The sequence below is a fragment of the Bacillus sp. ok061 genome, assembly GCF_900108285.1.
In the GTDB taxonomy this organism is placed as follows: Bacteria; Bacillota; Bacilli; order Bacillales; family Bacillaceae_G; genus Bacillus_A; species Bacillus_A thuringiensis_S.
This window is the reverse complement of the sequence record NZ_FNUW01000019.1, coordinates 38,583-52,337: the sequence shown is the minus strand read 5'-3', so window position 1 is coordinate 52,337 and position 13,755 is coordinate 38,583. Positions and strand designations below refer to the sequence as shown.

Below are 13,755 nucleotides of genomic sequence, written 5' to 3'. Positions count from 1 at the left end.
AGTTCTCAAAATGTTAATTTTGAGAACTCCTTTTATTTTGTTATGTATGAATGATAGGAGTCTTTTTTGAACACAAATTGCCTTTTTAAAAATAATTATGGATATGGAGATACATACTACCATTGTTAACATAGAAAATTTGATTATATATGAAGTGTTCTTTGTTAGAATGCACTTTATTTACTACAAGAAAATGCCTTTTAAAAAAGAATGAACAAAATTTCAAAAGTGTATTTACATTTGTTCAACTAAGAGTTAGAATGAAGTTGTTAAAAGATATGAGGAGTGAAGATAATGAACATTGCAAAGTTAATTGACCATACAATTTTAAAAGCTAATACTACTAAAGAAGATGTTATGAAAGTAATCGAAGAAGCAAAGGAATATAAATTCGCTTCTGTTTGTATTAACCCAACATGGGTAAAATTAGCGGCTGATGAACTAGCTGGACATGATGTAGACGTTTGTACTGTAATCGGTTTCCCATTAGGAGCAAGCACTACTGAAACAAAAGCATTTGAAACAAAAGATGCTATCGCAAAAGGTGCAACTGAAGTTGATATGGTAATCAACGTAGGCGCTTTAAAAGATGGCGATAACGAATTTGTTGAAAAAGACATTTATGAAGTAGTACAAGCAGCAAAAGGAAAAGCTCTTGTAAAAGTAATCATTGAAACTTGCCTATTAACAGATGAAGAGAAAGTACGTGCTTGTGAATTATCAGTAAAAGCTGGTGCTGATTTCGTAAAAACTTCAACTGGATTCTCAACTGGCGGAGCGACTGCTGAAGATATCGCATTAATGCGTAAAACAGTAGGACCAAACGTTGGTGTAAAAGCATCTGGCGGTGTTCGTACACGTGAAGATGCAGACAAAATGGTAGCTGCTGGAGCTTCTCGCGTTGGAGCAAGTGCTAGTGTTGCAATCGTATTAAATGATGCAAAAGGTGCTACAGATAACTACTAATCGATAAAAGCTTAAAGCAATAGATATACGTTTAAAGTATATCTATTGCTTTAATAATTGAAAAAAATGTAAGCGGATACGAATGGGAGGAAACGGCTTATGAAATACTTAATCGGTGTTTTTGGCCTCGTATTGATTTTAGGTATCGCTTGGCTTGCTAGTAATGATAGAAAGAAAGTCAAATATCGTCCAATCATAACGATGGTTATATTACAATTCATTTTGGGGTTTCTATTATTAAATACAAGTGTAGGGAATATATTAATTAGCGGAATAGCAGATGGTTTTGGAGAGCTATTAAAATATGCCGCTGACGGTGTGAATTTCGTATTTGGTGGATTAGCAAATCAAAAAGAGTTTTCGTTCTTTTTAAGTGTATTAATGCCAATCGTATTTATATCAGCCTTAATAGGTATTTTGCAACATATTAAAGTATTACCTATTATTGTGAAATCTATTGGTCTAGCATTAAGTAAAGTAAATGGAATGGGGAAACTAGAATCATATAACGCTGTGGCATCGGCGATTTTAGGACAATCGGAAGTATTTATTTCGGTTAAGAAACAACTAGGGTTATTGCCAGAGAAAAGAATGTATACATTATGTGCATCAGCAATGTCTACAGTTTCTATGTCTATCGTTGGATCATATATGGTTTTATTAAAACCACAATATGTTGTAACCGCTTTAGTGCTTAACTTATTCGGTGGCTTCATCATTGCTTCTATCATTAACCCGTATGAAGTTACTGAGGAAGAAGATATGTTAGAAGTACAAGAAGAAGAGAAAAAGACTTTCTTTGAAGTATTAGGGGAATACATTATTGATGGATTTAAAGTTGCGATTACAGTAGCAGCTATGTTAATTGGTTTCGTAGCTCTTATCGCATTCATTAATGCAGTATTTAAAGGTGTAATCGGTATTTCATTCCAAGAAATTCTTGGGTATGCATTTGCACCATTTGCATTTATTATGGGTGTACCTTGGCATGAAGCAGTTAATGCCGGAAATATTATGGCAACAAAATTAGTATCAAATGAATTTGTCGCTATGACAGATTTAGCACAAGGAAACTTTAATTTCTCAGATAGAACGACAGCGATTATCTCTGTATTCTTAGTTTCATTTGCAAACTTCTCTTCAATTGGGATTATTGCAGGAGCAGTTAAGAGCTTAAATGAAAAGCAAGGGAATGTAGTCGCAAGATTTGGTTTGAAATTACTATTCGGTGCAACATTAGTAAGTTTCTTATCAGCAACAATCGTTGGTTTATTATTTTAATAGATTTATATAATATAAAAAGGAATGGTGATTGTAATGAGAATGGTAGATATTATCGCGAAAAAACGTGACGGCAAAGAATTAACGACTGAAGAAATCAAATTCTTTATTAATGGATATACAGACGGAAGTATTCCTGATTATCAAGTGAGTGCACTTGCAATGGCAATCTTCTTTAAAGATATGACAGATCGCGAACGTGCAGATTTAACGATGGCGATGGTTGAGTCTGGAGAAACGATCGACTTATCAGCAATTGAAGGAATTAAAGTAGACAAACATTCAACTGGCGGTGTTGGTGATACAACAACTTTAGTATTAGGACCATTAGTTGCTGCTTTAGACGTACCAGTAGCAAAAATGTCTGGTCGTGGTTTAGGACATACTGGCGGAACAATTGATAAATTAGAAGCGGTAGAAGGATTCCACGTTGAAATTACGAAAGAGCAGTTCATCGATATTGTAAACCGTGACAAAGTAGCTGTTATTGGACAAACAGGAAACTTAACGCCTGCAGATAAAAAGATTTATGCATTACGTGACGTAACAGGAACTGTTAACTCAATTCCTTTAATCGCAAGTTCAATTATGAGTAAAAAAATTGCAGCTGGTGCTGACGCAATCGTACTTGATGTAAAAACAGGTGCTGGTGCATTTATGAAAACAGAAGAAGATGCAAAAGAATTAGCACATGCAATGGTACGTATCGGAAATAACGTAGGACGTCAAACAATGGCAGTTATTTCAGATATGTCACAACCTCTTGGGTTTGCGATTGGTAATGCTCTAGAAGTGAAAGAAGCAATTGATACGTTAAAAGGTGAAGGTCCAGAAGATTTAACAGAATTAGTACTTGTATTAGGAAGTCAAATGGTCGTACTTGCGAAAAAAGCAAATACGTTAGAAGAAGCTCGTGAAATGCTAATTGAAGTGATGAAAAACGGAAAAGCAACTGAGAAATTTAAAGAGTTCTTAAGCAATCAAGGCGGAGATAGCTCAATTGTAGACAATCCAGAAAAAATGCCACAAGCGAAGTATGTAATTGATGTACCTGCAAAAACTTCAGGTGTTATTTCTAACATTGTTGCAGATGAAATCGGTATCGCAGCTATGTTACTTGGTGCTGGCCGCGCAACAAAAGAAGATGAAATTGATTTAGCAGTAGGTTTAATGTTACGCAAAAAAGTTGGCGATGCAGTAAAAGAAGGCGAGCCGTTCGTAACAATCTACGCAAATCGTGAAAATGTAGAAGATGTAAAAGCAAAAATTTATGAGAACATCTCTATCGCTGAAACAGCAGTGGCTCCTAAATTAGTTCATACAGTTATTACTGACTAATCATTATTTCATTTACTTTGAGGGGGAAATAATATGGATAAGAAAAAATATATTGAAGAAGCAAACAAGATGTTATCGAAAGCGTATATTCCGTATTCTAAATTTCCTGTTGGCGCAGCGTTAGTTACGAAAGAAGGGAAAATCTATACTGGTTGTAATATAGAAAATGCTTCTTACGGTTTATGTAACTGTGCAGAAAGAACAGCAATATTTAAAGCAGTATCAGAAGGTGAGCGCGATTTTAGTTACTTAGTTGTTACAGGAGAAACTGATGGACCGATTTCACCATGTGGTGCGTGTAGACAAGTAATTGCTGAATTCTGTGACCCGAAAATGCCTGTATTATTAACGAATGTAAAAGGTGATGAAAAAGAAGTGACTGTTGAGCAGTTACTTCCGGGTGCTTTCACAATAGAAAATCTAAAATAAGTTGAAAAGTGAACTGCACCTCCAGTTGTTAGACACGAATAACAATTGGAGGTGCAGTTTTTTACTTTATATTGCGGTGAATTATTTACTGATATTTCGTCCCCTTTTTCATCAATTTATTATTTTACCACATGTGAAATTTTAAAAAATAAATATTAAATATTAATGTAGTGTAAGTACATTATAAATTCCCAATTAATATTAAAAGATGATAGGCTATTTTTATAATTGAATTACCTTTCGTACTCTAAAAAACGCCCTACCAACAAAGGTTCTCTATCAATATAAAAATCTATACTAATATGGTATAATTTTCATGCTCTATTAAGTATAGAAGGGGTTTATACGATGGGACAATTTCAAAGTAATTTTCAAAGCGCTACACAAATCGCAACGCAAATGAGGGCAGCTTCAGATACAATCCAAAGCGCAACAAATCGTTCTATAAAAAAGGCGACACGTACTACGCTTTCAGTTAATTCAAAAGCACAAGAAGCGAACCAACAAGTTTTAGATTTGACGAAACAATTTTCCACCGCCTTTCAACAAGCGGTCGATAATATTCATTCGGTAGCCAAAGAGTTTGAGAGAATGGATCACGAGCTTCACAATACTTTCCGCTAATATGACCACCTTCGTAAAGATAAAACTTTAGGAGGAAAAAAATGGATCGAGATATCAAAAAACAAATTAAACAGTTAAATCAAAAATTACGAAGTGTATTTGAAGAACAGGACCGAAATCAATCTGCGCTTCGAACTCAGGAACAAGCGGAAGCTGATTTTCACGAATTGAAAAATCGAAGCAACCGCTTATTTAACCGTATTTTAGAAACTTGGCACAACGATAAAGAGTTATCTCATTTCTTTATAAATATCCGTCAAGAAGCACAACACATTGAGCGAAAACTTACATTTGAATTAGAAAATCAAAAAGAAACATTACTTAAAGAAAGACGAGACCTTAGTGATTCAGAAAACGACCTATCCTACCAGCAACAACAATTAGCAAGGGAGGTCAATGCATGAGTTTAAATATGTATTTGGGAGAAGTACAAAGCCAAACTCAAAGCATGAATGCTGTATGTACAGCTACCATTCAAGGTATGGAACAAGCCATTCAATCGATTGATGCTTTTACAAGTGATACCGTTCTACAAGGGCAAACTTACGATAGTGCAAAAGCATTTTTCGCAGAAACCTTTCGCCCTTTAGCACAAGGAATCATATACTTATGTGAAGAATTAATACGTCAGAACGATGCATTTCCAAGTCAATTTCAATCACAAGTAGCTCAGGCAGATGTAATTGAACAAGAAATATTAGAACAAATTCGAGAGATTGACCGAATGAAAGCAAGTATGGAAGCCATCACTCAAACTATGCCAATACCAGGTATAGACGCTATGGCAAATCTTTTTACTGTCATGAGGAAAAAACTTCAAGAAAAGTTAGACCATCTACATGAATTTAATCAAACGTCTAGCAATAACTATGCTACAGCAATTCAATTAGCTAATAGTATTGCTACAGGTCTTGCAGAAGTACAAAGTGGAAAAGGTTTTAGTCCTGCAAGTGGTACATTTAGTATACAAGGATTGAATATGGAGTGGACGACTTCTATCCAGGCGATTACAGAAGATAGGAATCGTCAGGCTGATAATTCAATTGAAGAAGGTGCAATGTGCGGTAAAATTTCGCCTAAATCTGACTTCGAGAAGGCTTGGGAAAGAGAGAAAAAGGATCTAAGTGATGCATGGACTGGTATTTCTACAGGTTTTGTAGATGGTGCTGTAGATGCATGGGAAGGATTCGTAGCTTTAGGCGATAAAGAAACGTGGTTAAACATGCGAGATGCAATTATTAATTATAAAGAAACACTTCCTGCTGCATGGAATACTTTATCAGATTCATTTATTAATGATTTCTGGAACGGAGATATGGAAAGTAGAGAGCACTATGCTGCCTATGGTGTAGCATCATTATTAACAGGTTTTATTGGTGATAAAGGTCTTAGTAAAGCAGGACAAGCAGGGAAGTTAGCAATCGCTGGCAACCTAGCAAAAGGAAAGTCGTTTATGACTAATTCTGCTGCATATAGAAATGTATTAACTGATTTTAAGTTGAACACTGGAAACCGTTTGGCTTATGCTGATGTTGGAGAAAGTTCTATAAAATATGAACTTGGTGGGGCATACCAAGAAGCGAAAGACTTATTAAATCAATTTGCGGTTTCAAAAGAGGAATATAAAGATTTAAGGAAGAGAACACCCAATAATAGGATAAGAAAAAGCGTAAATACAGACGTACCCAAAATTGATCCTGTATATGGTTATGAAGTGGAAAAACTTGAAGCTGACCACATTGTTTCAATGAAAGAAATAACGGACATGGAAGGTTTTGACCTATTACCGAGAGAACAACAAATAGAAGTGCTTAATATGGATGTAAACTTTGTTGGACTTGGAAAACCAACAAATGCTTCTAAGAATGCAAAAGATTGGAGTACATGGCCGGGGCACCCTAAATACGGTAAGGTTCCGGAAATTATAAGACTAGAAATGTTAGAACGTGAAGCAGTGGCTAGAGAAGCTTTGAAAAAATCAATAAAAGAGAGGTTACAATCCATTGAAAACAATAGTTAAAAATATAGGTGGTAAAAAGATAATAGCTACAGCAGAAGAACATTTAGGCCCCCAGATAGAAAAGTTATTGTATTTGCTAACTAAAGTAGAAGATAACAAATTAGTTGATAGATTTTCTATGCAAGTTGGTTGGTCTATTTTTGTTCTATCCAAACGTGAAGATGGGTATCATATTATTGCCCCAGATTATACAAAAAATCCATTTAAGGATACTACAGATGATCTAACAATTGCTTTATGGGTGCAATTAGAACAAGTACATTGTTTACGTCAGTTAAATATTGACGGTGAAACAATAAAGTTTAGCGATAAAATAGTGACTTCAAAAAATGTGTTACAACTAGATGAGGTTTATTTACAAAGAGCTAGGGATTGTGACAAAGGTGATTCTGGTTGGTATATCGGTCCTGTCGATGAAACAGAAGAAACTGACGGTGAATTAGAAGCATATTACGCATATCAGCTACTAAAAATTAGACCTTCAATTATTCAAGTTTTAGCCTTACCTTATGAATATCTGGTAGTTTTTGAGAAAGATAAAATCAAAGCCATTTTAGATGATAATGATGTCGATGTTTGGAATGGAGTTACAAACTAAGATTAGTTAAGTTCTAAAATAATTGAGAGGGCTTAACCGCATGAACTCAAAAATCCCGGAAATTCTAGGAATATTAGACGGTTATGAGAAAAGGGTAATTTTAGTAATTATAGAAACTGAAGCAATGGTTTAAATTAAGCTAGAAACTTACAGGATGGAAAATAATCAATAATGAATAAATTATAAAAGAGCATCCCACCATTAAAAACTGAACTGCACCCCAATTGTTAGACACAGTCTAACAATTGGAGGTGCAGTTTTTCTATGGTTAAATTCACAACTGATGAAAAAATATACATCGTTCAACGTTATTTGAACGGAAATGAAAGTTACCGAGAAATTAGTAAAGCTATTGGTATAAGAGACACCGTAATTTTGAAATGGGTAAACCAATATAAACAAAATGGCTTTTTATTTGAAAATAGGATGTAATATTTTATTCATATTCCGTTCATAAACTTTCCGTAAAATGATTGTAGCGAATATAGAAAGTTTACAACAGGAGGAATAAAATGAAGAAATTATATAATGCGACATTTATTTACTTAATTATTGGTTTATTATCAGGTGTATTTGCAAGAGAATATTCGAAAGCACAAGGAATTAAAGGATCCACAATGTTGCAATTAGTGCATACACATGTATTAGTGCTCGGTTTTGTATTCTTTTTAATTGCTTTAGCTTTATGTAAAGTGTTTCATGTACAAGAAACAAAGAGCTTTTGTGCATGGTTTGTTGTTTATAATGTAGGAGTAATCTTTACTATTGTTACAATGCTATGGAGAGGTCTTCTACAAGTAAATGGAACTGACTTTTACGGTTTAAGCCATATGGCTGGATTAGGTCATGTTATTATAAGTATCGGGCTCGTTTGGTTTATGATTTTGCTAAAAAAGTCATTTAAATAGATAGGAGTGGAAAGTATGATAGTACTTTTATCAAGTGTCGTAGCAGTTTGTATGGCTGTTGGGGTAATGTTTCTACGTTTTAAAGCAGCGAAAAAGCCGGTAACGAAAAAGAAAATTATATTGCCGCCAATTTTTATGAGTACAGGCGCAATGATGTACTTTTTACCAGAGTTTCGATTAACATCGTTAGAAATAGTTGAGGCAATTAGTATAGGGCTTATCTTTTCTATTTTTCTTATTAAAACAACTAAGTTCGAAATAAAAGGCGAACATATATTTATGAAACCGTCAAAAGCATTCATATTTATTTTAGTAGGCTTATTAGCTGTACGCGTGGCATTAAAGTCATATTTAAGCCAATCAATTGATTTGGCAGAGTTAAGCGGAATGTTTTTCTTACTTGCATTTGCGATGATTGTGTCGTGGAGAATTGCGATGTATCGCTCGTTTACTAAATTAAAAAAGACAATAAACAGAGCTGGAATTTCTATATAGGAAATCCAGCTCTGTTTATGTTTTATTAGAATTCTTTAGCGTGGAACTCATTTGCTTAATTTTAAACGTATTTGAGCATCTTGTAATGCGGCTGGTGTAACGTTAAGACCATTTTGATCAACAATTTTTGTGTTTAATAAAATGGAATCTAAGCTTCCACGAAATGTTTGTGTATAGTTTTGACGCAACATTTGTTGTTCTTGTTTTTCATCAACTGTTAATCCAGATGTTCTTTCTTTTTTTGATAATTCATTAATACGGAATAAAATATTTTGCATTTTGTTCACCTCTTGTTTTAAATTAAATTAGTAACTTACTAATTTATAGTTATTGTAACTTGTTTAGTTGTTTGTGTCAATACTATCTAAAAATAAGTTAAAAATTGACGAAAAATTATAACAATAATAGAATAAAGTGTATTGAATAATTAGTTTCACAATTATACATAAAACGCTAGGGGGATTATTATGAAATCAACATTTTTCGCTCAAAATAGAGAAAGACTAACGAAAACATTACCTGATGAATCCGTTACGATTTTATTTGCGGGACAAGCACCGCATATGTCAGCTGATGCACATTATAAATTTGTACCGAATCGTAATTTTTACTACTTAACGGGAATCGATGAACCAAATGTTATTTTTATGCTAAAAAAGTTTGGGAATAGTGTAGAAGAGACACTTTTTATTGAAAAATCAGATCCAGTAATGGAAAAATGGGTTGGGAAAACAGTTTCTAGCGAAGAAGCAGAGGGAATTTCAGGTATAAAGAAAGTTGTATATTTAGATAGCTTTGAAAAGACAATGTCAAATATACTTTTTACAGAAAATGCGAAGCATCTATATTTAGATATAGAACGTCGTGAGTGGAATGGTACGGAGACAAAAACATTAGCATTTGCTAAACATGTAAGAGAACAATACCCACACGTAACAATTGGTAATGTATATCCGAACATTTGTGAATTACGAGTATTTAAAACAGAGGAAGAAATTGAAATTATTAAAGAAGCGATTGCTATAACGCAAGACGGTATTTACAACGTACTTAAGCATGCAAAAGCAGGTATGATGGAGTATGAATTAGAAGCTCAATTTGATTTTACACTGAAATCATCTGGCATTAAGCACCATGCGTTCAATACAATTTTGGCAAGTGGTAAAAATGCTACAGTTCTTCATTATGAAGATAATGATGCACAAATTCAAAATGGTGATTTAGTATTGCTAGATTTAGGTGCTCAAAAAGACTACTATAACGCTGATATTAGTTATACATTCCCGGCAAATGGAACATTCTCTAGTCGTCAAAAACAAATTTATAATATTGTATTAAAGGCATTAAAAGAAACAACAGAGATTATTAAGCCAGGATTAAAGTTCGCTGCATTAAATGAGCATACAAAAAAGGTGCTGGCAGAAGAGTGTAAAGCAATTGGTTTAATTCAAGAAGATGAAGAGTTATCAAAATACTATTATCATGGTGTCAGCCATTTCCTTGGTTTAGATACACATGATGTAGGAACATATAAAGATAGAGTGTTAGAAGAAGGTATGGTTATAACAATTGAACCTGGTCTTTATATTGAGGAAGAGTCGATCGGTATTCGAATAGAAGATGATATTCTTGTAACGAAAGACGGGTATGAAAACTTATCAAAAGATATCATTAGAGAAGTTGAAGAAATTGAAGAATTTATGAGTGTAAATAATGAACATGTAAAAGGAAACCAAGCTGTAGTTAAATAATAAAAAAGTCATCACTAATTTATTTGAACTTTATCTCGAATCGTGGACAATTAAAAAATCCAGGATTCGGGATAGGGTTCTTTTTATCTTCGAAATACTAATCTTTAATTATTAATCCTAATAAAGTTGCAAACTGAACAGCTTGATATGTTGATACTTTACATCCTCTTAAATCGTTCACTGAAACTGTAAGTGTATCAAAGGTAGAAGAACTAATATCTATCCCCTTCAGTGATGTCTGATCAAAATTAGCTTCATCAAGACTACATAATTGGAATTCAACTTTTTTAAGTTTACAGTCAAAAAAATCTGCATTATTTAATGAAGTTTCATTAAATATAATTTTTTCTAGTTTAGAATTCCCAAATGCTGCTAAATTCAAAATTGAATTCTCAAATTTAACATTTCCTAAGCTAGATTCTGCAAAATTAACCCCGATTAATTTACTGTTTTTAAATTCGACTCTATGAACAGAAGAATTGCTTAAATTAACATTTGATAAATCGCAGTTTTCAAAACAAACATCTGTAATATCAATATTGCTAAAGTCTGTATTAGTGAATTTACAATTCTTTATCACTGCATCATACAATCGCACTCTATCTACAGATTCATTTTCGAAAGTGGAGTCTATAATTTCACACACTTCTAATGTTGGATCTTCTTCATAAAAAATATCTTGAAAATTCTTTGAAGATAACTCTGGTGAAATTTTTGGTCTATCAATTTTCATCGTATATCAATCCTCTTCTATTTGATATATTTGTGTAATTTGAGTCTATTGTCTTCTTGTAAGGAACATTAGTTCTTATTATACAAAAATGTAAGTTCTTTTGTGAAGAGCATTTTAGCTACATTTTTCTTATTTAATAATAGCAGTGTTATTGTTTCTTAAGAAATAACGTCAAAACAAATACGAGAACGGCTAGTATAGTCGCTACAAGGAAAATATTTTGTATTTCTAAAATATTCGCCTCTTGTAATGTCTCCGCTTTTAGTAATCTTCCAATTAGCTTACGTAAGATCTAATTACATCTCCTTATTTTCTTGAAAATCAACTTCTATAATGATTTTGAAAAAGAAAAAGGAGGGATTTTCCATGAAGCGATTTGTATTAGCAGCCGTTACAGTCTCTGTAATATTTTTAATTGCTGCCTGTTCTGTGACGACAAATACAACAAATGATCATAAAAATATGAATGATAAAAAAACACTACAGACTGAAACAGCTACAACACCATTGAAGGTTGAAAAAGGACCAGAAGTTACTTTAATTGCGAAAGAAGAAAAGCAAAAATTAAGTAACGGTGTTATTGTTCCAGTCTGGACATTTAATGGCTCATCTCCTGGTCCAGAAATTCGGGTGAAAAAAGGTGAAAAGGTGAAAGTGACATTAAAAAATGAATTATCTGCACCAGTATCTATTCATTGGCATGGATATCCTGTCCCAAATAACATGGATGGAATTCCAGGCGTGACACAAGATGCGGTTGAACCAGGAAAAAGTTTCACTTACGAATTTGAAGCGAACGTACAAGGAACGTACTGGTATCACTCGCATCAAGATTCTGTAAATCAATTAGATAGAGGTTTGTATGGAGCGCTCATTGTAGAAGATACAAAGGAAAAATATGATAAAGATTACACATTAATGTTGGATGAATGGGTTACAGATAAAGAAGAAATTAAAAAGCAGTTAAAAGAAATGACAAAAGGGCAAATAGGTAATAAATCTAAAGGTGATGAAAATACGAAAAAGAATGACGATAAGAACGGCATGGATCATTCCGGTATGGACATGGGCAGTGATCAAAAAGACTCTGGCAATATGACAGGAATGGACCATGGAAATATGAAGATGGAAGGTCATGATATGAGTATGTATGATTTATTCACAATCAATGGAAAAAGCGGTGATTTAGTAGTGCCATTGAAAGTGAATAAGGGAGATAAAGTTCGTCTTCGACTCGTTAATGCTGGTTATCTATCACATGATATACATGTTCACGGTCATGATATAAAAGTAATTGCGACAGATGGTCAACCAATAAACGATCCAAAAGTTATAAAGGATAAAGTAATTTCAATCGCACCGGGTGAACGTTATGATATTGAATTTACTGCTAATAATCCTGGGAAATGGTATGTTGAAGACCATTCAAAAAATAAAGGTGCAAAAGGAATGAAAGCTGTTATTGAGTATGATGGCAGCAAAGAGATGAAAGATAAAACAGACGAAAAAGAAAAATTACCGAAAGTAGATATAATGAAATATGGTACTAAAAAATTAGGTAGTTTCACGTTAAATCAAGAGTATACTGCCACATATAATATGGACTTAAATACGCAAATGAATGGAAATGAAATGGTATATACAATTAACGGAAAGGTATTTCCGGATATTGACCCAATTCAAGTGAAAAAGGGTGATTTAGTAAAAGTGAGATTGGTAAATCGTTCTAAAATGGATGATCACCCAATGCATTTACACGGACACTTTTTCCAGTTGTTGAGTAAAGATGGAAAACCGATAGAAGGTTCTCCAATTGTAAAAGATACATTGAACTTAAAACCGGGTGAAGAATATGAAGTAGCCTTTGTAGCAGACAATCCGGGTGAGTGGATGTTCCACTGTCACGATTTACACCATGCTTCAGCAGGGATGGTAACGGAAGTGAACTATACAGATTATAAATCTGACTATGTTCCAAACCAAAACATTCCTAATAAGCCAGAATAATAGGAAGCAGTTATCCTATGGATAGCTGCTTATTCATTTTTGTTGCAAGTACTAATGTATATGTTGATTATGCCCAGGTGAAGGAGCATGATTTGGAAATGTCGCGAATACGGCAACGATAATTACTACACTAATTGAAAGTAATAACAAAAAACGCTGTTGGATAAAAGTAGAAAAGTTCTCCGATAATAATTGAATCACACAGGACATAGTAATCGTTATAGTAAGTAAAAGGCTAATGAACAATATACTATGAGCTTGTTGAGCGTTTAACATTTCTGTAATCATTGCTCCCATCATACTTGCCATTAATCCAGAGAACATTCCTTCTAAAGCAGTATATAGGTGAAAACGTAGACCGATTAAGAAACCGATAAAACCACTAATTAAAATAGCAAGCAAAGTAGAATATAGTAATTCCCCCTTAAAGAGAATGCCTAAGTAAAAACCAATACTTAAACCGATACTCATACTAAAAGACATAATAAATACCATATACTCCATTAGGGTACCCTTACGTTTAGAAATATAGGATGTAATAAGAATCGAGGTACAGCAAAGTGTTAAGGTAGTTAACGTATAAGCAAACATTATGATACCTCCTT

Annotated in this window: 15 protein-coding genes and 1 pseudogene; 13 read left to right on the top strand and 3 right to left on the bottom strand. The window is 33.5% G+C overall.

Going from position 1 to position 13,755, the window contains the following annotated elements; all coding sequences use genetic code 11:
• Positions 1-294 precede the first annotated feature (294 nt).
• The 11 genes and pseudogenes from deoC to C4S65_RS22215 all read left to right on the top strand — a co-directional run bounded on the left by deoC (position 295) and on the right by C4S65_RS22215 (position 8,659).
• Positions 295-966: a deoxyribose-phosphate aldolase gene (gene deoC / locus C4S65_RS22270; protein ID WP_001017440.1), complete on the top strand. Its 672-nt coding sequence runs from the start codon at positions 295-297 to the stop codon at positions 964-966.
• 99 nt (positions 967-1,065) lie between these two features.
• Positions 1,066-2,247 carry a NupC/NupG family nucleoside CNT transporter gene (locus C4S65_RS22265; protein ID WP_086407305.1) on the top strand — a complete coding sequence of 394 codons (1,182 nt, stop codon included), beginning with the start codon at positions 1,066-1,068 and terminating at the stop codon, positions 2,245-2,247.
• A 36-nt stretch (positions 2,248-2,283) separates the two neighbouring features.
• Positions 2,284-3,585, top strand: coding sequence for a pyrimidine-nucleoside phosphorylase (locus tag C4S65_RS22260; RefSeq protein ID WP_001983022.1), 1,302 nt, complete (start codon positions 2,284-2,286; stop codon positions 3,583-3,585).
• A 33-nt stretch (positions 3,586-3,618) separates the two neighbouring features.
• Positions 3,619-4,014, top strand: a complete 396-nt coding sequence (locus tag C4S65_RS22255; RefSeq protein WP_098838331.1) for a cytidine deaminase — start codon at positions 3,619-3,621, stop codon at positions 4,012-4,014.
• A 348-nt stretch (positions 4,015-4,362) separates the two neighbouring features.
• Positions 4,363-4,638 (top strand): TIGR04197 family type VII secretion effector, encoded by a 276-nt coding sequence (locus C4S65_RS22250; protein ID WP_000529649.1) that lies wholly within the window; start codon positions 4,363-4,365, stop codon positions 4,636-4,638.
• Positions 4,639-4,679: 41 nt separating this feature from the next.
• The gene (locus C4S65_RS22245) at positions 4,680-5,042 is read left to right on the top strand and encodes a DUF3958 family protein (RefSeq protein WP_000373354.1); all 363 of its coding nucleotides are present in this window, start codon (positions 4,680-4,682) and stop codon (positions 5,040-5,042) included.
• Positions 5,039-6,658 (top strand): T7SS effector LXG polymorphic toxin, encoded by a 1,620-nt coding sequence (locus C4S65_RS22240; RefSeq protein WP_029442002.1) that lies wholly within the window; start codon positions 5,039-5,041, stop codon positions 6,656-6,658. Before C4S65_RS22245 ends, C4S65_RS22240 begins: the two co-directional genes overlap by 4 nt.
• The gene (locus C4S65_RS22235; protein ID WP_000849724.1) at positions 6,642-7,256 is read left to right on the top strand and encodes a hypothetical protein; all 615 of its coding nucleotides are present in this window, start codon (positions 6,642-6,644) and stop codon (positions 7,254-7,256) included. The genes C4S65_RS22240 and C4S65_RS22235 overlap by 17 nt, the downstream gene beginning before the upstream one ends.
• Before the next feature lie 264 nt (positions 7,257-7,520).
• Positions 7,521-7,664: pseudogene (locus C4S65_RS22225) on the top strand (transposase); the annotation flags it as partial.
• 104 nt (positions 7,665-7,768) lie between these two features.
• On the top strand, positions 7,769-8,164 hold the full coding sequence (locus C4S65_RS22220; protein ID WP_029442003.1) for a DUF2871 domain-containing protein: 396 nt from the start codon (positions 7,769-7,771) through the stop codon (positions 8,162-8,164).
• A 15-nt stretch (positions 8,165-8,179) separates the two neighbouring features.
• On the top strand, positions 8,180-8,659 hold the full coding sequence (locus tag C4S65_RS22215) for a cytochrome c biogenesis protein CcdC (protein ID WP_098838332.1): 480 nt from the start codon (positions 8,180-8,182) through the stop codon (positions 8,657-8,659).
• Positions 8,660-8,706: 47 nt separating this feature from the next.
• On the opposite strand, the gene C4S65_RS22210 is transcribed toward C4S65_RS22215, so the two are convergent.
• Entirely contained in the window at positions 8,707-8,937 is a 231-nt protein-coding gene (locus tag C4S65_RS22210) for a DUF896 domain-containing protein (protein WP_001179621.1), read from the bottom strand.
• A 189-nt stretch (positions 8,938-9,126) separates the two neighbouring features.
• On the opposite strand from C4S65_RS22210, the gene C4S65_RS22205 reads away from it, so the two are divergent.
• Positions 9,127-10,410 (top strand): aminopeptidase P family protein, encoded by a 1,284-nt coding sequence (locus tag C4S65_RS22205; RefSeq protein WP_097960251.1) that lies wholly within the window; start codon positions 9,127-9,129, stop codon positions 10,408-10,410.
• Positions 10,411-10,507: 97 nt separating this feature from the next.
• On the opposite strand, the gene C4S65_RS22200 is transcribed toward C4S65_RS22205, so the two are convergent.
• On the bottom strand, positions 10,508-11,143 hold the full coding sequence (locus tag C4S65_RS22200; protein ID WP_000687268.1) for a pentapeptide repeat-containing protein: 636 nt from the start codon (positions 11,141-11,143) through the stop codon (positions 10,508-10,510).
• A gap of 366 nt (positions 11,144-11,509) precedes the next feature.
• Here C4S65_RS22200 and C4S65_RS22195 point away from each other — a divergent pair, with 366 nt between their 5' ends.
• A complete protein-coding gene (locus C4S65_RS22195) occupies positions 11,510-13,150 on the top strand; it encodes a multicopper oxidase family protein (RefSeq protein ID WP_098517115.1) in 1,641 nt (546 codons plus the stop codon).
• A 51-nt stretch (positions 13,151-13,201) separates the two neighbouring features.
• Here the strand turns inward: C4S65_RS22195 and C4S65_RS22190 are convergent, their stop codons facing one another.
• Positions 13,202-13,741, bottom strand: coding sequence for a hypothetical protein (locus C4S65_RS22190; protein WP_098285431.1), 540 nt, complete (start codon positions 13,739-13,741; stop codon positions 13,202-13,204).
• Positions 13,742-13,755 lie beyond the last annotated feature (14 nt).